Origin of the sequence: Arcobacter sp. CECT 8989 (assembly GCF_004116715.1) — a bacterium.
In the GTDB taxonomy this organism is placed as follows: domain Bacteria; phylum Campylobacterota; class Campylobacteria; order Campylobacterales; family Arcobacteraceae; genus Halarcobacter.
This window is the reverse complement of sequence record NZ_PDKE01000003.1, coordinates 226,313-249,104: the sequence shown is the minus strand read 5'-3', so window position 1 is coordinate 249,104 and position 22,792 is coordinate 226,313. Positions and strand designations below refer to the sequence as shown.

The window sequence follows — 22,792 nt, the reverse complement described above, 5'->3', positions numbered from 1 at the left end:
GAAAATACTTCCCTATTATTTTTGCTTGCAGTTTTAAAGCATAGATCATTACTATTAGGAATATAAACACTATTCCCATACCTAATGCCATAAACTTTACTGCTTCCGCAATTAAGTTTGTTTCCATATTACTCCCCGTGGTTACCATCGTGTAATTTGTATTCTAATTCTATAGAAACTTTGCTTTAGTAAAATTTATTTTGAAGAGTATATTATTATAAATTTTAGAATTTAAAATTATTATTAGTTTTTATAATATTTTTTTACCAACAACTAATAATAAATTATCAAATTTTAGTAATAAATTCATTACAGAGTTTGTTGCTTTAGTAATTTTTGTTGACATTTTTAAGTCCTTTTATAAAAAATATGTCAAAATTCTATAGTTTTTTTTCAAAACCCTTGAAAAATATTGCATTTTGTAATATAATTAAAAAAAGGAGAAATAATGTTAGCTGTACCTGAAATAATTGAAAAATTAAAAGATATTATAAGTAAAGATGGAAAATCAGGAAAAGTTTTTGATAAAGATGTTGCAGGAGCATTGGATTTAAGTCAAGTGAATTTTGCCACTATGAAGAATAGAGGAAAGATACCTTTTTCAAATATTTTAGATTTTTGTGCAAGAAAAAAGATATCAATTAACTGGTTACTATACAATCAAAATCCAGGATCATTAGTGGATTCAACAGATAAGTATTGGATTAGATATTACCCTGAAGTAAGAGTAAGTGCTGGTGGTGGAGCTTATGAAAATGATGATGAGTATGAAAGTTTAGAAGTTCCTCCTTATTTTATAAATATGCTAGGTGGACAAGAGAATCTAAAAAATATTGAAGCTATTAATGTAGTAGGGGACTCTATGGAGCCAACTCTAAATAGTGATAATGTTATTTTTATTGATAAAAGTAAAAAAGATGCATCAAGAGATGGGATATATGCTTTTACTACAAACCATGGATTATTTGTAAAAAGAGTACAAAAAAGAGTTGATGGAAAACTTGATATAATATCGGATAATAGGGACTATCCTGTACAAGTATTAGCAGATAATGAACTTAATGTAGTTGGAAAAGTTGTAAGTACTTTTGGTATGATTTACTAAAAGTACTTATATCAAAGTAGGTTCGTTATTTTCTTGAGATACTTGTTCGTATAAAGTATCATAGTTTAAACCAACAAAGTATGCTGCATTAAAAGAGTTTTTCTTTAAAAATGCTTTTATATTTGAAATAGAAGTTAAATGAATATATTCAATATTTTCACTATGAGTCTCTTCTTCAAAAGAGAAGTATAAGATTTTTGCATACTTATATTTATTTCTTAAATACTTTATTTCTTCTTCTACTAACTCTTTATTTTCTTGAGCTAATAAAAACTTATCAGTTCTTCCATAATCAGTATGATTGATTAGTTTATCTACAAAAATAGGTCTTAGTTTATTGAATCTTTTTAATTTATTTAAATCTGCGTCAAAACCTAAAAAACTATATACATCTAAAAATTCTTTTAAATATAAGCTAGGTATTTTAATTTTAGGAAAATATCTATCTTGATAGGAAAAAGTTGTTTCAAAAATAGAGTGTTCTATTAGGTTTTTTATTTCATACTGTTTAGTATTAAAGTCAAAATTAACTGGATAAATATCATCAAGGGTTTTTTGACATGAACATACTATTGTATCATTATCTTCAATATCATCAATAAACTTAAAAAGTTTTGATAACTCTTTAGGGATTAATTTGATTTCACTATGACTATTAGGCTTTTTAAGTATTTCAAATAAGTCATAACTAACACTATTACAATAAAATGCAGTAAGTTTTTTATTTGAAAGTTGAAATCTTATTAGTTTTACAATTGCTTCATTAAGATTAGGAACTTTTATCCATGCAATTTCATTATCAATTATTTGTGTGTTTTCATCAACAATTAGTCCAAAAGCTCCATTTTCAAGTGCTTCTTTGATATGTTCTTTATTTTGAACAATAAAAAGGTCACCTTCTTTTACTTTTCTTGGATTAGTTTTAATTGAATATATAAAAGAGATTGATGGTTGGTTTAATAACCTACCATCAATAATATCTAATAAAGATGTAATTTGCACTAGCTTATTTTTGTCCCATTAGTTTTTGGTTTTTCTGGTCTTATTAGACATAAACCATCTTCATCTTTTGCTGCAAGAAGCATACCTTCACTTAACATACCCATTAGTTTCGCTGGTTTTAAGTTTGCTACAACACAAGCTTGTGTACCAACTAAACTTTCCGCAGAATAGAACTCTTTAATTCCTGCAAGTACTTGTCTAGGTTTCTCTTCTCCCACATCTACTTGAAGTTTTAGAAGTTTTTTAGATTTTGGAACTTCTTCTGCTTCAACAATTGTACCAACTCTTAAAGTTGTCTCAAAGAATTGATCAATAGTAATTAAGTTGTCTTCTTCTTGAGTTTCTTTCTTTTCTTCTTTTTTAGAAGGCTTTTTCTCTTCTACTTCAGTTTTTGAAACTTCTGTAGGTTTTGCTTGTTCTAATAAAATCTCTTCAATTCTTGGGAAAAGTTGTTCTACTTTTGTAATAGTTGTTTCACCAATAAGCTCTTTATTTACAATAAGTTTATTATATGACTCATTGTTGATTTCAAGTCCTAATGAAGTAGCAATCTTAGCAATTTTTTCTGGCATAACAGAGTCTAAAAGTAGGGCAACCTTAGCCATAATATTAGTAATTAAAGCAACTAATGCCATTGCTTCTTCTGTTTTACCATCTTTCATTTTAGCCCAAGGTTCGTGATCACCAATAGCTTTGTTAGCAATAGTTAAAATTTTCCAGATATCTTCTAAGTATCTATTTAATTGCATATTAAATACATATTTTTCTACATTGTCTAAAATCTCTTGAACTTCATTTAACTCTTTTTCATGATATTTTACAACATCTTTAGAATCAATTTTAAAGTCAAAATATTTTCCAGACATTCCAGAAATTCTATTTAAAAGATTTCCTAAATCATTACCTAAATCAGAGTTGATTCTATCCATTAAAGCTTTTTGTGAAAAGTCTCCATCTTGTCCAAATGGAACTTCTCTTAACATAAAGTATCTAAATGCATCTAAACCATAAGCATCTGCAACCTCTTTTGGATCAACAACATTTCCTTTAGATTTAGACATTTTTTCACCATCTCTTGTCCACCAACCATGTGCTGCAATATGATCTGGTAATGGTAAGTCTAAAGACATTAAGAATGCTGGCCAATAAACAGAGTGGAATCTTAAAATATCTTTTCCAACTAAATGAACTTTAGCAGGCCAGAAATCCATATTTTTTTCATCTCCACCGTAACCTAAAGCAGTAACATAGTTCATTAAAGCATCTAGCCAAACATACATTACGTGTTTTGGTTCATTTAAAGACTCTGGAAGTTTTACACCCCAGTCAAATGATGTTCTTGAAATAGAAAGATCTTTTAATCCACCTTTTACAAAGTTCATGATTTCATTTTTCTTTGCTCTTGGTAAGATACAGTCTTCATTCTCTTCGTACCATTTAATTAGTTTATCTTCATACTTTGATAGTTTGAAGAAATAACTCTCTTCTTTTACAATATTTGTAGGTTTACCACAGTCTGGGCAGAATTGTTCATCTACAAGTTGTTTTTCTGTAAAGAAAGTTTCACATGATACACAATAGAAACCTTCATACTCACCTTTATAGATATCACCTTTTTCATACATTTTTTCAAAAGCTTTTTGAACACCAAGCTTATGCTCTTCATCAGTTGTACGGATAAACTTATCATAAGTAATATCAAAATCATCCCAAAGTTTTCTAAACTTCCCTGATACTTCATCAGCATACTCTTTTGCAGTTTTTCCTCTAGCTTCCGCACTTTGAGCAATTTTTTGTCCGTGCTCATCTGTTCCTGTTAAAAAATATGTGTTATATCCAGTTAGTCTTGAGTATCTTGCTAACATATCTGCAATAATTGTTGTGTATGCATGACCGATATGTGCTACATCATTTACATAATAAATAGGAGTTGTAATATAAACATTTTTACAAGAGTTTTCCATATAAATACCTTCTTCTTTTAATTAAAATTCAAATCCACCGCCAGAGCCTTTATTCATAGACTCATAAACAGCAATTACATATTTTTTTCTTAGTTCACAATCAAAAAACTTTTCACAAAAGTTATTGTCTGGCTGACAAGATTGTTTATTGTGTAAAGACATTTGACAACTATTTAGTTCTGTCTTTACTTTTTCTAGGTTTAGTTCCCATTGGTCTTTTTGTTGGTTTTCAGACATGATCTTTATAAACTTCTAAAACTCTATTAATTTCATCGTTTGAACCAAAAAAACATGGACTAGTATCATGAATGTGAGTTGTAGATATTTCTAAAACTCTATTTTTACCATCAACAGCTTTTCCACCTGCAAATTCATATGCTAAGGCAAAAGGGAAAACCTCAAATAGTTGTCTTAATTTACCCTTTGGTTTATCTGTTGTTCCTGGATAAGAAAATAAACCTCCACCTTTTAAAAGGATTTGGTGTAAATCAGGAACCATACCACCAGAGTATCTTAAGTAATAACCTGCATCATACATACTATTTACAAGCTCTTTGTGGTGTGTTGGCCAACACATTTGAGTAGAACCAGTTGCAGTTAATTTACCTTTTTCTTCAAGTTTAATATCTTTTATATAATTAAATTCATCATCAAAAAGTCTATATAGTTTAACACTATTTTCATAGGCAACTACCATTTCTACTCTTGGTCCAAATACAACATAAACTGAAGCAACAATATTGTCTCCAGTAAAATCATTTTTATAAATTCCATAAATAGAACCAACAGAAAGGTTAACATCAACTAATGAAGACCCATCTAAAGGATCATAAGCTATTAAATATTCTCCATCTTCATTTAAATCAACAATATTTTCTTGTTCTTCACTAACAATTGATTTAATCGAAGGAATAGTTGCAAAAACTTTTTCAATAATAACATCACTTGCAATATCAAGTTTTAATTGTGTATCACCAGTAGAGTTTTCATTTTCACTTTTTGCTGTATCACCTAATTCTATTACGTCTTGTATTTGTTTACTAGCTTCTTTTATTGCTTCAAATATTTCTTGCATTAAACTCTCTTTGCATTGTTTTCAATCCAGTTGATTATCTCTTCTGGGTTATTTAAGTCTAGTTTATCTAAGTTAGAAGGAATTTCATTTTCATTGATAGTTTCATCAAAAGCTATTGAGTTACTATATTTAAAATAAGATTCGTCTACTTCATCTCTAAAGATTGTAATTCTTGGTAGAGGAAGAGTTTTTAATCCTTCAACTAGTAAATAATCAAAATCTTTAAAAGTTTCAATTATTTCATCGATTGATGAAGTTTCATTTTTAAAATATGTAGTTCTTTTAGGACTTACTACTGCAACATCAGCACCTGTTTCAAAGAATCTATAACTATCTTTTTTAGGTATATCAAAAGTTGCTTTATTTCCCGGGTCATGTTTTACAATACACACCTTATGTCCCATCTCTTGTAAAAGAGTAGAAACTTTAATAATAAGTGTAGTTTTTCCGCTGTTAGACGGGCCACTAAAAGCAACTGCAAGTTTTTTATATTGATTATTCATAGGGTAGATTTTATCTAAATATATGTTAAAGTAAAATTAGGGTAAGATGCCATCTTACAATAATTTAGGATGTTTTTTATGAAGATAATTAGTAGTTTTTTTATACTATTTTTAGCTCTGTATTTTACAGGTTGTGCAGATAAGACAAGTGCATTAAATCATTTTGAAAATGATAAATTAAGTGCAAAAGCAATTCAATACACAAAAAAGCGAGACTTATTAAATAATAATGAAGTTGAGGCTCTAATTTTTGTTACATATTTAAATAATGTAGATGAAAAGTATAAGAGTGATAATATTGAAACTTTTATTCTTGGAGTTCAAATTGCAAATAAAGATAATGAGAACTTTTTCAAAGACTCTTATAAATTAGTTTTAAATGAAAAAGAATCAGTAAGTTTAAAAGGTTTAGATGCAAACTCTACTTTAGTAAACTCTATACCACTAAAAAACCCATGGGCTAGGTACTATTTAGTAAAGTTCAATAACAAAGAAGAGTTAAGAGAATTAAACTTAGAGTTTATTCATACTAAATATGGAACTGCTACTTTAAGCTTTCAAAAATAGAAGATAATTTTATCTTCTTTTTTTCTTTTTTAATATTGTTATTGATATAGAAATAATAATTTAAAACAAACTCTTCAAGTTTCTCATCAGAGATAAACTCAAAAATAAGACTTTTATCTATCTTTTCATTTAATTTATAATTTTTTTCTAATAACTTTAAAGTATCATTTTTATTTTCTAAAGTTAAATACTTTAAAATAGGGTTAATATCTTTATCTTCTAAAAGCTCTTTATTTAGTAAAGAGACACTTTTTTCTAGGGCTAAACCATTATTATAGAAGTTTTCTACATCTTTAAGTTCATAATTTTGATTTAATAGACCAATATTAAACTCTTTAGAAATAAATTTGTTGTTAAAGTCTGAATTAGCTTTTATTAAAGAGTAAAGAAAAGCTTTTGTTTCTAAAGATAATTTTTTTGTATTCTTTTTAAACTCTGTATTTTTTGTTTGAGCAAAACTTAAAGGTTTTTTCTCTTCTAAAAGTTCATTTGCAAGAATTGTATATAAGTCTACTTTTGTATTTAAAGATATATCTTTTAAATACGTTTCATTTTTTGAAGTTTTATATAACCAGAATAAAACTTTATTGATATTCTTCTCATCTGTTTTATTTAAAGCATTTTGTAAAAAAGTAGTTGCTTTATCTATATTTTCAAGGGCAAATGCATTTAATCCTAACAAAAAAGATGAGTTTGCATTTAAGTTTGAATCATCAATAGCTAAAAATGAGTCATTTGCAATATCAAAGTTTCTATTTGTAATGTTTTGTTTTAAATACTTTTCAAAATTTACTTTATCTTGGTAAATTCTAAAAAATGTTTTTCTAGGTAGTCTATAGTTAAAATAGTTTTCTTTGAACTCTACTGGCAAATTAAAATACAAGTCATAAAATGAGTTGCTATCTAAAGTAATAATTTTTGTAAAAGGAATAGCAGAAGATAAAACTTTTAAATTTTTTGCAAAAAGAGGGTATTTTTCTGATGTTTTATTTATAAGTTGATTTAACTCTAAAGAGTTCAATTTAGAGGCTTCTTTATAGTCTAATCCAATTTTAATACAATCTGCATAAGAGCTAAGTAGTTGCTTTGTTGGCATATTCATACATTGAACTACAGCTAAGGTTTCATCATGTTTATACTTTAATGCAAAGTTAGTAAATAGTTTTGTATTCATAGAATCAATATACGATAGTGATTCATAAGCTTGCTCTTGTGTAATAGAGGGTTGCTTTAAAAATTCATTTAAAAGAAAGTCTCTTTTAAGACCTTTCTCTTCTTTTTTAATTGTTTCAAGAGTTAAAAACTCTTTTTTAGTATCTACTGCTTCATTTGAAAAAGCAAGTGAAGATAAAAGAGTTATTAATAGAAGAGAAGAGGGCTTCATATTACATTCCCATAAAAAGTTTACCTAAGAATGTCTCTAGGAAGATTAATGCAAAAATTAAGATAATTGGTGCAAAATCCATTCCTCCAAAAACTGTAGGAATAAATCTTCTTACAAGATTATAAGCTGGTTCTGTTAATCTATGTAGCATTTGTACAATTGGGTTATATGGGTCAGGTCTTACCCAAGAAAGGATAGCTGATATTATAATAACCCATTTATATAAAAATACAATACTTAAAACTACAGTGAAAACTGAACTTAGTAGGGCATCCATCATTTTGTAATTTCTCCTAAATAATTTTTAATTAAAGGGTAAACTTCTGAAAGATCAATCTCATTAGTTTGTCCTGTAAGAATATAAGTTAAAGGCTTTAAAAGCTTTTCCTCTTTTAATTGTGTTTTATCAGTAAGATATTGATTAAACTCAGCAAAACTGTCAATATAAGGAGCATCATTTATAGCTAACTTTAATTCTACAAACTCTTCTTCAAAACCTTCACATGTAGATTTTGGTGCAAATACTAAGTCTATTTTCTCTTTTATCTCTTTAATAGTTGATGTTTCATTTAAGAATAGTTTTCCAAGTTTTCCAATATCATCATCTGCAAAACCTAAAATCTTTGAAAATCTCATGTTATCTATATGAGAAAGATGTTTTTTATTAATCTCTTTTAGTTTCTCAATATCAAAGTTTACTGCTTCTTTTGAGATGTTTTTTATATCAAACCACTCTACAGCTTCTTCTAATGTAAAAATCTCTTTTGGTGTTTCATTTCCAAGAAGAACTAAATAGTTTGCAATAGCTGCTGGAAGGAAACCTTCATCAATAAGCTGTTTTACAGAAGAGTATTTTGAGTCTACATTTACACTTGGAACGTGTGTAAACTCTATTTCCTTATCATAATTTAATAGCTTTCTTACATGTATTTGTTTTGCTGCATCATCTATATTATCTTCTGATGTAATAACAGCAGAAATATTAAATAACATATCATCAACAGCATGTGCATAGTTAGGTGTTGGCATTTTATCTTGTCTTAGAATAGGGAACGAATCAACATTAGAAGGAGTATATGTTAGCTTTCCTTTTAAAAGATCATTAAATACTATGTCTTCCTCTGGCTTTTTTATTCTAACAATAAAAGGAGAATTAACATTTAAAACTGTTTCATCAGAAAGAGTTTGACAAAAACCATCATATTCATAAGGTTTATTCTTCTTTTTTGCTTCTTCTTTTAGCTCTTCAATTTTTGCATCAGAACAAAAACATGCAAAGGCATTTTTTTGTCCCATAAGCTGCATAGTAAGTTTTTGATGATATTTCAGATTATCACTTTGGTGGAAAATTCCCTCATAACCTATAGAAAAAAGATTTAAAAGTTCTAAAATCTCTTTATCTTTTCCTTCAATAGTTTTTTCTTTGTCTGTATCTTCTATTCTAATTAAAAGCTTTTCATTTAATTGTTTAGAAACAATATGATTAAATATTGCTACTCTTAAATCACCTATACTCATATCTTTTGTTGGACTTTGTGCAAATCTTAACAAATTACTTCCTTACTATTGAAAATGATAATTTTTTAATCTCATCATGAGATTTTATATATTCGTTTAAATCGTCTAAATTAAGAGCTTGTATTTTCTCTAACTCTTTTTGCGAGTGATCAAAATCTAAGCCTCTATAAAACAGAGTAAAGGCTCTATGTAGTCTTTGAGATAATGTTTCAGTTCTTAAAGGCTCACTTCCTAAAATAAAATTTTTAGCTGCGTCTAACTCTTCTTGAGTTACACCTTTGTTTACAAACTCATTTACAATCTCTGAAACTAACTCTTTTGCTTCATCTGCACTTTCAAGTTTAGTTTGTAAATAACCTGTAAAGTAGTTATGAGATTTATTTATTGAAACATATCCATATGCAGAATATGCCAATCCTCTTTTTACACGGATTTCTTCCATAAGTCTACTTCCAAAACCACTTCCACCTAAAATAAAAGAAGCTACTTTTGCTTTATAGTTATCTTCATTTTTTGCTGTTGTTTCAAAAGGACTTCCAAAATATATGTATGCTTGTTGAGTCTCTTTTTCTAGTGTCTTTACTTGTGCTTTATCACTTGTTTTTACTGTTTTAAATTTATTACTATTTTTAGCTTTTATATTTTTTAATAGTTTTTTTAGTTTTACTGAAAGCTCATCAAACTCTATATCACCACCTACAACAACAATTAGGTTGTTTAAATCAATTGCATTGTCTAAAAACTTCTTAATATCAACAAGTTTAATCTTTTCAATTGATTCAATACTACCACTTGATGGATTTTGTAAAGCTGTTCCTGCAAAAAGAATCTCTTTTAAGTTTTTACTAGCAATGTAGTCAAAATCATTCTCTTTTCTTTTTAATGAACCTGTTTTAATAGTTTTAATTTTATCTAATACTTTTTTATCATAATTAGGATCATTTAGTAGCTCTTTTAATAAAGATAAGGCTTTATCGTTTACATCTTTTATTGAAGAAAGCTCAATAACAAATGTCTCAAAGCCAACAGAAGAGTGTAATGAAATAGCCGAATCTTCTAACTTTTGAGCAAATTTAGTAGAACCTAACTCTTTTGTTCCTTCATTTAGAAGTTTTGCTGAAAGTGATGCTAAACCACTTTTATTTTTATCTTGCATATATCCAGAGTTTTTAAAAACAAGTTGTAAATTTAATATTGGTAAATTTTTATCTTGTTCAAAAACTACAGGTATTTCAATATCATTTATTTTTATTTGCTTAACTGTAGCAGACATTAAATATCCTTGAATTAATAATAGTAGTAAAAAAGATTTAAAGAGGTTCATGTAGTTAAAACCTCTCTAAAATCTCATAAGCAGTATTTCTTTTTGCTGGGTTTTCACCAACATCATGGATTAATTGAATCATTTCATCTTGATTCATACAATTTGTAGCTCCTGCAGCTGCAACTACATTTTCTTCCATCATTGTACTTCCTAAGTCATTTGCTCCAAATTTAAGAGCCATCTGACCAATATAACTTCCTTGAGTTACCCAAGAACTTTGAATATTTGGAAAGTTATCTAAATATAGTCTTGAAACAGCAAGTAGTCTTAAGTATCTATTTGATGATTGAGGCTTTAAATCAGGAATCTCTTCTTTTAGCTTTGTATTTGCACTTTGGAAAGACCACATAATAAAGGCTCTAAAACCACCTGTTTCATCTTGTAGTTGTCTAATTCTATTCCAATGCTCAATAATCTCTTCATCTGTCTCAACTGTTCCAAACATCATTGTAGCAGTTGTTTTCATACCAATTGAATGAGCTAATCTATGAACTTCTAACCAATCATCAGTATCAATTTTTCTAGGAGCGATTACATCTCTAACTCTATCTGATAAAATTTCAGCGCCAGCTCCTGGAATTGAGCTTAAACCCTTTGCCTGTAGTCTTTTTAAAACTTCTAATCTTGAAATTTTTGAAACTTTAGCAATATAACAAATCTCAATTGCAGAGAATGAGTGTAGGGTGATTTGAGGGAATTTTGTATGAATATGCTCAACTAATTCTTCATAATAATCAATTTTAAGCTTAGGGTGAACACCACCTTGCATAAGTATTTGTGTTCCACCAATCTCTAATAACTCTTCAATTTTCTTATCAATTTCATCAAATTTTAATACATAAGCATCATCATCTCTTCCGTGTCTATAAAAAGCACAGAATTTACAGTCTACCCAACAAACATTTGTATAGTTAATATTTCTATCTACTACAAATGTTGTGATTTTTTCAGGGTGCAACTGTTCTTTTTTCTTAGAAGCTAAATCACCTAGTTTTACTAAAGAAGCATTTTTAATTAAATCTAATGCTTCTTCTTCTGTGATTCTTCTATCAATAATATCCATTTTTTTTACCATAAATTATCCAATTTTTTTATTTTTAAAAACTAGACCCTAATGAGAACTCAAATGATGATGTATCATCACCTGACTCATCATCCAATGGTTGAGCAAAAATCAGTTGTAATGGACCAAATGGTGAGATCCACTCAAAAAGTGCACCTGTTGAAGATCTTTTAATATCTGACATATTATCTTCACCAATCATACCATAATCATAGAATACACCCCATCTCATCTTAGCTTGTGGAGATAGAGGGAAACTCATTTCTACTGATGTTGCTGCCATATTTTTATAAGGGTCAACTTTTTCACCAGATTCATTTTTAGGGAAGGCATAAGACTTAAATCCTCTTAAAGATTTTGTACCACCTAAGTATAATGAATCACCTTGATTGATTTGACCATTATCCACAAGGAAGTTTGCTTGTAGCTTATATCTAAAAATCCAATCTAAATCATAAAGATCGTTTAAAGAATAGAAGTATTTAAAGTAAGATAAACTTTTAAGATATTCTGAGTCTCCACCTAATCCTGCAAACTCTAAAGAAGAACCAGCTTTAAATCCACTTCTTGGGTTTAAGTAGTCATCTGTGTTATCAAAGTTAACAAAAGGTGTAATAGAACTAGTTACATAATCTGTATCTTCAAACCTTTTATTTTCAGGAACCCCTGCATCATCTTCATAATCATACTCTTCTTTAATAAAGTCAAGTCTATATCTAGCACCAACTCTTAAGTTTCTAATTAGCTCTTTACCAACTCCTACAGAGAAACCTTTTACATCTTTATCTAATTCATATTTAGAACTATCAATTTCAATGTTGTCTGAGTGAATATCTAAATCACCACTATATTTACTATCAGCAATAGCAGGATTTCTAAGTTTAACAGAAAGGTCAGTTTTTCTTTTTGATAAATCAACAGAAACACCTAAAGAAAGACCCGAACCAAAGATATTATTATCTACAATAGAACCATTAATCATAAATCCATCATATGAACCATATCCACCACCAAGGATGATATTTCCTGTTGCAGCTTCTTTAACCTTTACAACTATGTCCATCTTATCAGCAGAAACTCTTTTTTGCTCAATTAGAACATCTTCAAAGTATCCTGTTCTTTTTAGTTTATTTTTTGAGTCAGTATAATCTGTAAGGTTAAATAAATCTCCAGGAGCTAAATAAACATCTCTTCTAATAACTCTATCAAGTGTTCTTGTATTTCCAGAGATTTTAACATCTCTAATAAATACTTTTTCTCCAGGAATAACATTAAATACTAAATCAGCAGTTCCATTTTTCTCATCTTTTTTAATATCATATTTAACTTGTGCAAATGCATAACCTTTATCAGCAACTAAAGTTTTGATATAGTCAGCATCCTTTCTAAGTCTTTTAATATTAAAAGTTCTACCTTTTCTTAGTTTTAACTCAGGATAAATGTCTTCAGGTTTAACAATCTCAGAATTTACATAGATTGCAATATCATTTACATTATATTGTCTACCTTCTTCAATATAAAAGTCAAGCTCAGCTTGATTTGAAGAGAAATCTACTTCTAAGAAAGGATCTTTTACTTTTGCATCTAAGTATCCATTTTCAAAATATACTTCTTGTATTCTTTTACTATCATATTCTAATTGCTCAGCAGCTAATTCACCACCATTTTGAGTGATAAACCATGATGCGAACTCTTCTTCTTTGTTTGCAGTTGCTGGTTCAAAGTCACCAGAGTCAAGGTTTTCAGAACCAAAATAGTTTACTTTTTTAATGATGATTTCATCACCTTTGTTTACACTAAAAGTAATTGCTACTGAGTCTTCATTTAAGTGTTCTACTTCTGCTTCAACAACAGAGTTAATATAACCTTCTCTTTCTAATTCTTTTAAAAGTTTCTCTTTTGCATTTCTAACTCTTTTGTCAGAATACATATTTCCTTTTTCAAGACCTATTTGCTTTCTTAAAATGTCAAGATCATCTTCTCGAGACTTATATCCAGTGATATCAACATTTGCAATCGATGGTTTTTCATCAAATACAAATTGAAGCTTTCCATTGTCTATATTAACTTTAATGTCTTCAAAGTAGTTAAATTTATAAAAGTCTTTTATAGCTTTATTTACTTTTTCAGTACTAACTTCGTCACCAACTTTTAACTTTAAAGTTTCATTTGCAACTGGTAAAGAAATTTTTGTTAAATTTACATATTCAATTGAAGTAATTTGTTCAGCTTGTAGAAGTGAAGCTAACGTGATAGATAATAAGATACTTTTCTTTTTCACAGTTATCCTTATTTTAATAATTAAAGCTAAAATATATCTAAATAAACTTTATAGGATGTTTAAGATATAATCGCTTTTTAAATATATTTTAAAGGTTATAAAATTGAATATAGGTATTATTGGTTTAGGATTAATGGGCGGTTCTTTCGCTAAAGCAGTTAAAAAATACTCAATAGCTACAAAAGTTTATGGATTTGCAAGAAGTGAAAAGTCTAAAAAAGAGATAGAAGAGTTAAATTTAGTTGATGAGTTAACAGATATTAAGACGATAAAAGATAATTGTGATTTAATAGTTCTTGCTATTCCAGTTGATAATATTATTTCTATGATGCCAGAATTTTTGGATATAAAAGATAAGACAACAATTATGGATTTAGGGTCAACAAAAGAGTTTATTATAAAAAATGTTCCTGCAAAAATTAGAAAAAATTTTATTGCAGCTCACCCAATGACAGGAACTGAAAAATCGGGACCAAAAGCAGCAATTGATAATTTATATGAAGGTAAAACAGTAGTTTTATGTAATCTTGAAGAAAATGAAAATCAACATGTAAATAGAGCATTTAAAGTATTTCAAGAAATAGGTATGAGAATTGTTGCAATGGATGCAGATGAACACGACATTCATGCTTGTTATATGTCTCATTTACCCCATGCTATTTCATACTCTTTAGCAAATACTGTTATGGGCCATGAAGATCCAAAATCTATTATTGCTTTAGCAGCAGGTGGATTTAAAGATATGAGTAGAATTGCAAAATCAAGTCCTGATATGTGGACAGATATTTTTAAACAAAATAGAAAAAACTTACTTAAATCCATTGATTTATTTGAAGACCATATGAAAAAGGTGAGAAAAATGGTTGAAGAGGAAGATTATTCAGATTTAAAAGAGTGGATGAAAAAAGCAAACACACTACATGAGATTTTATAAAACCTCTTGTGTGTTGATAGCTTCTTGAACTTTAATTGCCTGATAATGTTCTTTTACATCATGACATCTAATAATAGAAGCTCCATAGTTTATAGATTCTAAATGTATTGCTAAAGTTCCAGGAAGTCTTTGCTCTGTAGGTGTTTCTACAATCTTATTTATCATTGATTTCCTACTAGCTCCCATTAAAAGCTCATATCCAAAGTGTTTAAAATGCTCTAGATTTTTTATTAGTTTTAAGTTGTGTTCTAAAGTTTTTCCAAAACCAATTCCAACATCTAAAACAATATCTTCAATTCCAAAACTTTTTGCTTTTTCAATTCTTTCTTTAAAAAAGTCATCAATTTCTTGGATTAAATCATCATATACAGGGTTTTCTTGCATAACAGTTGGATCTTTTTGCATATGCATAATTACAACTTGTGCATTATATTTTGAAGCTACTTTACAAACTTCATCATTTGCTAAACCTGTTATGTCATTAACTATTGAAAAGCCGTTTTCTAAAGCATATTCTAATACTTTTGGTTCATATGAATCTAAAGAAAATTTAGCTTTTTCAAAAAGTTTTTCTTTATAAATAACATCAATAATAGGTTTTGCTCTTTGAAGTTCTTCTTCCCAAGAAACAGCAATACTTCCTGGTCTACTAGAAACTGCTCCAATATCAATAATGCAAGCACCATCTTCAATCATTTTATTTATTCTAAAACTAGCATCAGATTCATTAAAACGGCTATTTTGAAAGAAAGAGTCTTCATTTGCATTTAAAACACCCATTATTTTTGTTGGATATTTTTTAGAAGGAATAAACTCTTTTAAGTTTTTTGCAAACTCTTTTAATCCAAAAGGTTGAGCTAACTCTTTTCTACTTAAAATTTCAAGCTGCTTTGTTGTTACAATTAATATTCCATCAACGTATTTTTCTTTTGCAGTTATAACACCAGTAGGTACTGCTAAATCTGCTCCAATAGAAAGAGAGTCTTGTTTTAAAATATTTGCTGCACCAACATGCATGTTTTTTATTAAAATTGTATGTAAAGATGATTTCTTTGATAAAATAGAAATACCACCTTTATCACAGCCTAGAGATTCATATACTTTTTTAGCATCCCAAATAGCTATTTTTTGTAGTGTCATATTAAACCCTATGTTTTCTATTTATTATAGTTAAAAGTAGAGTAGTTAAAACGTTTATTGGTCTAGAGTTTAGATTTAATAATTTTATTGATTTAGAAAAAAGCTCTAATTCACTTTGTGTAAGTTCTATATTTTCTTTGTTTACTTTTAAAAGTAGACTTTCAACAAAAGAGATAGACTCTTTTTTATCTATTCTTTGATTTTGTTTTAAAAACTCATAAACATCTTTTAAATCAAGTTTTCTTACATCTAAGGATAAATCTTCTTTTTTCAAGCCACTTTTTAAAATCTTATGAGGCATTCTAGAAAAGATTGTAGGTAAAATAGTTGATTTAGAGTTTGTAATTATTATAAAAACAATATTTGAAGGTGGTTCTTCTAATATTTTTAATAAAGAGTTTTGTGCTTCATTTCTAAAGATTTTTCCACAAAGAAAAATATATTTCTTTTCATTTGTTGAGATATATGCTTCTTTTATAGTTACATTTGCTTGAGCTAATTGAAACTCCTCTTTCTCTTCATTTCTAATTACTCTTACATTATGTTTTGAGTAAAAAGGCAATAAAGAGTTAAGAGTCTCATCTATATCATTTACTATTAAGATATGAGCTGTTTCAATTTTTTCGTTTATCATTAATGTTCTACGTTAATCTCAGCAAAAAGTGCAGCACTTAATGTTTTATCATAAAGTCTAAACATTTGAAGAAGCTTCATATCTAAAGCTTCATCATTGTTTTTTAGATTAAATGCATCTTGAACTTCTTCATCAAAAATCCAAAGAAATGAGTTCTTTGAAAACTTTGGTAAAATAGCTCTTGCATCTTGACTTCTACCAATATACCAAAAACAGTAACCATTTGGAAAAGATATATTAAGCATATCTTTTATGAAATTTATTTCATCTTCTGTTTTTACTTCATCTAAATCTTTATAAAAAGACTTAAAGTTGTAAAAAGGTAAAAAAGGTCTGTTTTTCTTTTGTGAATTGATATGTGTTAATACATACTTTAAAAACCAATCCCTATCACTATCAGTGATAACTAAAACAGAACGACCTTTTTCTAAGATATTAGTAACTGATTTAGAAACTAAAGGTACCCATTCATACTTTTTTTCTTCTAACCAAGGAGAAATAAGCCTATCTTCTCTAATTGTGTCAACTGTCCAATTTAGAAATTCTTGCACTGTTATTTATCCAAGTTATATGCATCGTGTAAAGTTCTAACAGCTAATTCTGCATACTTTTCTTCAATAATCATAGAAACTTTGATTTCAGAAGTTGAAATGATTCTGATATTAATATTTTCAGAAGCTAATGCAGTAAAGGCTTTTGAAGCTACGCCTGTGTGAGACTTCATACCAACACCTACAATAGATACTTTACAAATTGATTCATTGTAATCGATATTTTCCGCATCATCTTCAAACTTATTCATAACTACTTTACAGTTTTCCCAATCTGTTACAGGAATAGTAAAGTCTAAGTCAGTTTTACCATCAACACCAACTGTTTGTACAATCATATCTACATTAATATTTGCGTCTGCAAGAGCTGTAAAAATAGATGAAGCAATTCCTGGTCTATCTGTAACTCCATACATTCCAACTCTTACTTGGTTTTTATCTAATGCAATACCACTTACAACTGGTTTTTCCATAATATTCTCTTCCTTAGTTATTAATGTACCTTCAACTTCTGGCGTAAAGCTGCTTCTTGATACTAAATTTACATTTAATTTTTTCGCCATCTCTACTGATCTATTTTGTAATACTTTCGCACCTAAAGAGGCTAATTCTAGCATCTCATCATAAGATATTTTATCTAGCTTCTTAGCTTTTGGTTCAATTCTTGGGTCTGTAGTATAAATACCATCAACGTCAGTATAGATTTCACAAACATCAGCTTCAATAGCACCAGCAATAGCAACAGCTGTTAAATCTGAACCACCTCTACCTAAAGTAGAAACTCTACTTGAATCTTGTGTTACACCTTGGAAACCAGCAACAATGATAATTTTGCCTTCATTAATTGCATTTTTCATATTAGTAGTATCAATAGATTCAATTCTAGCTTTCATATGTGCATTATCTGTAACAATTCCAGCTTCTCTACCACTCATAGAAGTAGCTTTGTAACCTTGCTCATTTAAAGCAATAGAAAGTAGGGCAGAAGTTACTCTTTCTCCAGAACTTAAAAGCATATCTATTTCATTTGCTTCAGGATTCTTTGAAAAAGTACTTGCATACTCTAATAACTTATTTGTTTCACCACTCATTGCAGAAACTACTGCAATTACATCGTGACCATCATCTTTTATACTTTTTATAATATTGGCTACATTCTGTATTCTTTCAAGTGTTCCTACACTTGTACCGCCAAACTTTAAAACTTTTAACATCTTTTTAAATAAAACCCTCTTTTTTGAAATATTTTAAAACCTGCTTATATACTGTTCTTTTGAAGAATGTTATATAATCATAAATATTCTCAGTTGGAACAAATTTAAATTCACTAAACTCTGGTATTTCAGTGTTTATATCTATTTTTGCACCTTTTTTTAACTTAACTAAGTAATATTTTTGAATTTGACCATCATAAGGGTGCATTTTCTTAGCAATCACAGGAGGAAAATCATAGCTTACCCATTTTGGATATTCTGCAATTATTTCAACATCCCTTGTGCCTATTTCTTCTTCAAGCTCTCTATATAGTGCTTCATTAGGTTGTTCACCCTCATCAATTCCACCTTGAGGAAACTGCCAAGCATTTTCTACATCTGTTCTTGAAGCTATGAAGATTTCACACTTTTCGGGATATTTTGCTGATAATACTATTGCCGCTACATTAGGTCTGTAATTTTTTTTATTTTTATTATCTTTCATTTCTTTATCAGTCATAAATATTTTTTCCCTTATAATTAGCCAGATATTATAATAAACTTAGGATTAAAAATTGCTTTTATACTTACATATACCTTTTTGCGACAGCAAGTGCCACTATTGTGCTTTCAACTCATATACAACTAAATTTAATCTAAAAAAAGATTATATGAAGGCTTTAAATAAACAACTAAAACATGATTTAGAAAAAAACTGTCAAAATAAAAAATTAGAGACTATCTTTTTTGGAGGAGGAACTCCAAGTACAATAAAACCAAAAGATTATGAAGAAACTTTTAAAATATTAGAAAACTATATTGATGACAATACAGAAATAACAACTGAATCAAATCCTAATTCTGCCACAAAAGAGTGGCAAAAAGAGATGAAAAACTTTGGAGTAAATCGTATTAGTTTTGGAGTACAAAGTTTTCAAGAAAATAAGCTAAAAGAATTAAATCGTGCACATAATGCTAAAAGCGCTATAAATGCTATACAAAATGCCTCTTGTATAGGTTTTGATAGTATTAACTGCGATATAATTTATGGTTTTAAAACAGATACATTAAATAATATTAAAGAAGATTTAACACAAGCTTTTTCTTTGCCTGTGACTCATTTAAGTGCTTACTCTTTAACCTTAGAAGAAGGAACAAAATTCTTTAATAAAAGTGAAGTAAAAATTGATGATGAAGAGTTATCTTATAAGATATTTGATTTTATAGAAAAGAATGGTTTTACTCAATACGAGATATCAAACTTTGCAAAAGATAAAAGTTTCCAATCAAAACATAATTTTGGATATTGGGAACACAAAGAGTATTTAGGAGTTGGAGCAGGAGCAGTTGGATATGTAAACAATAAAAGATATTATCCAAATAAGGATTTAGATGAGTATATCAAAAATTCAACTTCATATGAAATAGAAGATTTATCAAAAGAAGAAATAAAAGTAGAGAAAGTACTTTTAGGTTTTAGATGTATATTAGGAGTTTCTTTATCAATATTTACGGCTGAGGAATTAAAAAGAGTAGAACATTTAATAAAAGAAGAAAAAATATATATAAAAGATAAGAAAGTCTATAACAAAAACTTTCTTTTGGCAGATGAGATTGCTCTTTATATATTAGAGTAAACTCTTTTTGATATAATATCGCCTTTATATATAATAAGGATATAAATGACAATAAAAGAAGTTGTAAGAAACTATTCTAAACAATTAAGAGATGTAACTCATATTCCAGCTAAAGAAGTTGAGATATTAATATGTTATATTTTAGAGAAAAACAATATATGGTTACATCTTAATTATAATAATGAGTTTAGTGAAATAAAACAATTAGAAAAACTAATAGAGAAAAGAAAAAAAGATTATCCTTTAGAGTATTTAATTAAAAGGGCATCTTTTTATGGAGAAAGTTTTCTAGTAAAAGAGAATGTATTAATTCCTAGACCAGAAACAGAGCTTCTTGTTGATAATGCCGTTGAAATTTTAAAAGATACTAAAAATAAAACCGTTTTAGAAATAGGAACTGGTTCTGGGATTATTTCTGTTATGTTAGCTCTTTTAATAAAAGAGATTAAAATTATAGCAGTTGATATAAATGATGATGCAATTACATTAGCAAAAGAAAATGCAAAAAAACATAATGTAGAAGATAGAATCACTTTTATCAAAAGTGATTTATATACGAATATTAGTGAAGATGAAGAGATTTTTATGACAATTTCAAATCCTCCGTATATTGCAAATAACTACAAGCTTCCAGCAAATGTAAAATATGAACCTAGAAATGCACTTTTTGGAGGAGAAGTTGGAGATGAATTATTAAAAAATATCATTGAAGAAACTTCAAAAAGAGATATAAAATATCTACTTTGTGAAATGGGATATGATCAAAAGAAACCTTTGGAAAACTATTTAAATAATTTTGAGATTAAAGATTACTTATTTTATCAAGATTATGAAAAGTTTGATAGAGGTTTTACAATTGAGTTTAAATAAATATAAAATAAAAAGGAGAATAAATGTTTAAAGAGTTTGATTTAACAGATTTAGAAAATAGTAAAAATAGATTAGAAGAGATTTTAGAAGATAGCAAAAAGAAAATTGATGAGCTATTAAAAATTGAAAATAAAAGTTATGAAAATTTTGTAAAACCATATGAAGAAGTAGGGGAGAGGTTAAGTGATTTTGTTACACCTATCTTTCATATAGATTCAGTAAAAAATTCAGAAATAACGCAAAAAGTTTACGAAGAGTGCCTTCCTTTAATCTCAAATTATGAAACTGAGATATCTCAAAATGATAATATTTATAGGTCTTTAAAAGATATACAAGATAACAGTTATACAAGTTTAAATGATATACAAAAAAAAGTACTTGAAAATGAGACTAGAGATTTTGAATTAAGTGGTTGTCATTTAAATAATGAAATTAAAGATAGACTAAAAGAGATAAATTTAAGACTAAGTGAATTGTCTCACAAGTTCTCACAAAATCTTTTAAATGCAACAAATGCTTATGAAATGATTTGTGAAGATTATGAAGATGTAAAAGAGATTCCTGCTTCAGATTTAGAGTTTGCAAAATTTGAAGAAGATGGAAAAACTAAATACAAGTTTACTCTTCAAATGCCATCTTATTTAGCTTATATTACTTATGGAAGTAATAGAGAAAAAAGAGAAGAGATATATAAAGCATACTCGACAAGAGCACCCGAGAATGGAAAAATAATTGAAGAAATCCTTTCTTTAAAAGATGAAAAAGTAAAAATTTTAGGTTTTGAAAACTATGCTTCATACTCTCTTTCAACTAAAATGGCCAAAAAAGAAGAAGAGGTAATTAACTTCTTAGAAGAGCTTGCAAAAAAAGGTAAAGATAGAGCATTAGAAGAGATAGAAGAATTAAAAGTATATGCTTCAAAAGATGGAATTTCTGATATAAAAAGTTTTGATTTAGCTTATTACAGCGAGAAGTTAAAAGAAGAAAAATATGATATTGATGAAGAGTATTATAGACCTTATTTTGAGAAAAACTCTGTACTAAATGGATTCTTTAGCTTTTTGAATAAGATCTTTAATGTAGAGTTTGAAGAAGTAAAAGATGCAAAAGCTTGGGATAAAGATGTATTAGTTTGTAATATAAAAGAAAACTCAAAAGTCTTTGCAAGAATATATATTGATTTAGAAGCTAAAAAAGAGAAAAGAGGTGGTGCTTGGATGAACAATTGGCACTCACACTATGTAGATATGGATGGAAACAAGAAACTTCCTACAGCATATATAGTATGTAATTTCCCACAATCAAAAGAGGGTGTTCCTTCATTATTAAGACACTCTGATGTAGTAACACTATTCCATGAAATGGGTCATGCATTACATCATCTATTTAGTAAAGTACCTGAAGCCTTTGTAAGTGGTATTGCAGGAGTTGCATGGGATGTTGTTGAGTTCCCATCACAATTCCTTGAATACTTCTCTTATGATAAGGAAGTATTAAAAATGTTTGCTAAGCATTATGAAACAGGTGAAGTATTAGATGATGAAGCTATTGATAAATTAATTAAAGCAAGAAATTTTCAATCATCACTTACAATGTTAAGACAAATTGAGTTTGCATTGTTTGATTTTAAACTACATCAAAAGCTATACAAAACGGAAAGTGAAATACAGAGTTTACTAGATAACATAAGAGACAACTATGCCGTAATAAAGCCACCTAAGTACAATAAGTTCCAAAATGGATTTGCACATATCTTTGCAGGAGGATATGCAGCAGGATATTACTCTTATAAATGGGCAGAAGTATTAAGTGCTGATGCATTTTATATGTTTATTGATTCTGGAAAAGTATTTAACAAAGAATTAGCGATGAAGTACAAAAAAGCTATTTTAGAGAAGGGTGGTTCACAAGATATGGACAAATTATTCTATGAATTTGCACAAAGAGAGCCAAGTGTTGATTCTTTATTAAAAATTGATGGAATTATTAGCTAGTTTTTGTAATAATATCGTTTTTAATTAATAATAGAATTTTATAAGGGTTATTT

General features: G+C 28.2%; 23 protein-coding genes. 6 read left to right on the top strand and 17 right to left on the bottom strand.

Annotated elements, in window-relative coordinates; translation table 11 throughout:
- A partial coding sequence (locus tag CRV02_RS04785; RefSeq protein ID WP_258238984.1) for an OadG family protein occupies positions 1–127 on the bottom strand: 127 nt, incomplete at its 3' end.
- 321 nt (positions 128–448) lie between these two features.
- On the opposite strand from CRV02_RS04785, the gene CRV02_RS04780 reads away from it, so the two are divergent.
- Positions 449–1,105, top strand: a complete 657-nt coding sequence (locus CRV02_RS04780; protein ID WP_129089377.1) for a S24 family peptidase — start codon at positions 449–451, stop codon at positions 1,103–1,105.
- Positions 1,106–1,111: 6 nt separating this feature from the next.
- Here the strand turns inward: CRV02_RS04780 and CRV02_RS04775 are convergent, their stop codons facing one another.
- The 5 genes from CRV02_RS04775 to mobB are packed head-to-tail and all read right to left on the bottom strand — an operon-like array spanning position 1,112 to position 5,649.
- Positions 1,112–2,107, bottom strand: a complete 996-nt coding sequence (locus CRV02_RS04775) for a peptidoglycan synthetase (protein WP_129089376.1) — start codon at positions 2,105–2,107, stop codon at positions 1,112–1,114.
- Positions 2,107–4,071, bottom strand: coding sequence for a methionine--tRNA ligase (gene metG, locus CRV02_RS04770; protein ID WP_129089375.1), 1,965 nt, complete (start codon positions 4,069–4,071; stop codon positions 2,107–2,109). The genes CRV02_RS04775 and metG overlap by 1 nt, the downstream gene beginning before the upstream one ends.
- 21 nt (positions 4,072–4,092) lie before the next feature.
- Positions 4,093–4,308 (bottom strand): hypothetical protein, encoded by a 216-nt coding sequence (locus CRV02_RS04765; protein ID WP_129083555.1) that lies wholly within the window; start codon positions 4,306–4,308, stop codon positions 4,093–4,095.
- Complete coding sequence (locus tag CRV02_RS04760) at positions 4,301–5,146, bottom strand: class 1 fructose-bisphosphatase (protein ID WP_129089374.1); 846 nt, start codon at positions 5,144–5,146, stop codon at positions 4,301–4,303. Before CRV02_RS04760 ends, CRV02_RS04765 begins: the two co-directional genes overlap by 8 nt.
- Complete coding sequence (gene mobB / locus CRV02_RS04755; protein ID WP_129083553.1) at positions 5,146–5,649, bottom strand: molybdopterin-guanine dinucleotide biosynthesis protein B; 504 nt, start codon at positions 5,647–5,649, stop codon at positions 5,146–5,148. The genes CRV02_RS04760 and mobB overlap by 1 nt, the downstream gene beginning before the upstream one ends.
- Before the next feature lie 78 nt (positions 5,650–5,727).
- Here mobB and CRV02_RS04750 point away from each other — a divergent pair, with 78 nt between their 5' ends.
- Positions 5,728–6,216, top strand: a complete 489-nt coding sequence (locus CRV02_RS04750; protein WP_129083552.1) for a hypothetical protein — start codon at positions 5,728–5,730, stop codon at positions 6,214–6,216.
- Here the strand turns inward: CRV02_RS04750 and CRV02_RS04745 are convergent.
- From CRV02_RS04745 to bamA, 6 genes are read right to left on the bottom strand one after another with little or no spacing between them, the layout of a single operon-like run.
- Entirely contained in the window at positions 6,194–7,600 is a 1,407-nt protein-coding gene (locus CRV02_RS04745; RefSeq protein ID WP_129089373.1) for a hypothetical protein, read from the bottom strand. The genes CRV02_RS04750 and CRV02_RS04745 overlap by 23 nt on opposite strands.
- Before the next feature lies 1 nt (position 7,601).
- Positions 7,602–7,880, bottom strand: coding sequence for a YggT family protein (locus CRV02_RS04740; protein WP_129083550.1), 279 nt, complete (start codon positions 7,878–7,880; stop codon positions 7,602–7,604).
- Positions 7,877–9,151, bottom strand: a complete 1,275-nt coding sequence (gltX, locus tag CRV02_RS04735) for a glutamate--tRNA ligase (RefSeq protein WP_129089372.1) — start codon at positions 9,149–9,151, stop codon at positions 7,877–7,879. The genes CRV02_RS04740 and gltX overlap by 4 nt, the downstream gene beginning before the upstream one ends.
- Position 9,152: 1 nt before the next feature.
- The gene (locus tag CRV02_RS04730; protein WP_129089371.1) at positions 9,153–10,391 is read right to left on the bottom strand and encodes a pitrilysin family protein; all 1,239 of its coding nucleotides are present in this window, start codon (positions 10,389–10,391) and stop codon (positions 9,153–9,155) included.
- 55 nt (positions 10,392–10,446) lie between these two features.
- Positions 10,447–11,517 (bottom strand): dehypoxanthine futalosine cyclase, encoded by a 1,071-nt coding sequence (locus tag CRV02_RS04725; RefSeq protein ID WP_129083547.1) that lies wholly within the window; start codon positions 11,515–11,517, stop codon positions 10,447–10,449.
- Positions 11,518–11,539: 22 nt separating this feature from the next.
- Complete coding sequence (bamA, locus tag CRV02_RS04720; RefSeq protein ID WP_129089370.1) at positions 11,540–13,786, bottom strand: outer membrane protein assembly factor BamA; 2,247 nt, start codon at positions 13,784–13,786, stop codon at positions 11,540–11,542.
- A gap of 103 nt (positions 13,787–13,889) precedes the next feature.
- On the opposite strand from bamA, the gene CRV02_RS04715 reads away from it, so the two are divergent.
- Positions 13,890–14,720 (top strand): prephenate dehydrogenase, encoded by an 831-nt coding sequence (locus CRV02_RS04715; protein WP_164968960.1) that lies wholly within the window; start codon positions 13,890–13,892, stop codon positions 14,718–14,720.
- Here the strand turns inward: CRV02_RS04715 and folP are convergent.
- The 5 genes from folP to CRV02_RS04690 are packed head-to-tail and all read right to left on the bottom strand — an operon-like array spanning position 14,715 to position 18,758.
- Complete coding sequence (folP, locus tag CRV02_RS04710) at positions 14,715–15,860, bottom strand: dihydropteroate synthase (protein ID WP_129089368.1); 1,146 nt, start codon at positions 15,858–15,860, stop codon at positions 14,715–14,717. The genes CRV02_RS04715 and folP overlap by 6 nt on opposite strands.
- Before the next feature lies 1 nt (position 15,861).
- The gene (locus CRV02_RS04705; RefSeq protein ID WP_129089367.1) at positions 15,862–16,494 is read right to left on the bottom strand and encodes a DNA polymerase III subunit delta'; all 633 of its coding nucleotides are present in this window, start codon (positions 16,492–16,494) and stop codon (positions 15,862–15,864) included.
- Positions 16,494–17,045 (bottom strand): HobA family DNA replication regulator, encoded by a 552-nt coding sequence (locus CRV02_RS04700; protein ID WP_129083542.1) that lies wholly within the window; start codon positions 17,043–17,045, stop codon positions 16,494–16,496. The genes CRV02_RS04705 and CRV02_RS04700 overlap by 1 nt, the downstream gene beginning before the upstream one ends.
- A gap of 2 nt (positions 17,046–17,047) precedes the next feature.
- Complete coding sequence (locus CRV02_RS04695) at positions 17,048–18,259, bottom strand: aspartate kinase (RefSeq protein WP_129089366.1); 1,212 nt, start codon at positions 18,257–18,259, stop codon at positions 17,048–17,050.
- 4 nt (positions 18,260–18,263) lie between these two features.
- On the bottom strand, positions 18,264–18,758 hold the full coding sequence (locus CRV02_RS04690; protein WP_129083540.1) for an RNA pyrophosphohydrolase: 495 nt from the start codon (positions 18,756–18,758) through the stop codon (positions 18,264–18,266).
- A gap of 55 nt (positions 18,759–18,813) precedes the next feature.
- On the opposite strand from CRV02_RS04690, the gene hemW reads away from it, so the two are divergent.
- The 3 genes from hemW to CRV02_RS04675 are packed head-to-tail and all read left to right on the top strand — an operon-like array spanning position 18,814 to position 22,739.
- The gene (gene hemW, locus CRV02_RS04685; protein WP_129089365.1) at positions 18,814–19,875 is read left to right on the top strand and encodes a radical SAM family heme chaperone HemW; all 1,062 of its coding nucleotides are present in this window, start codon (positions 18,814–18,816) and stop codon (positions 19,873–19,875) included.
- Between the two features lie 45 nt (positions 19,876–19,920).
- Positions 19,921–20,745: a peptide chain release factor N(5)-glutamine methyltransferase gene (gene prmC / locus CRV02_RS04680; protein ID WP_129089364.1), complete on the top strand. Its 825-nt coding sequence runs from the start codon at positions 19,921–19,923 to the stop codon at positions 20,743–20,745.
- Positions 20,746–20,768: 23 nt separating this feature from the next.
- On the top strand, positions 20,769–22,739 hold the full coding sequence (locus CRV02_RS04675) for a M3 family metallopeptidase (RefSeq protein WP_129089363.1): 1,971 nt from the start codon (positions 20,769–20,771) through the stop codon (positions 22,737–22,739).
- Positions 22,740–22,792: the final 53 nt, after the last annotated feature.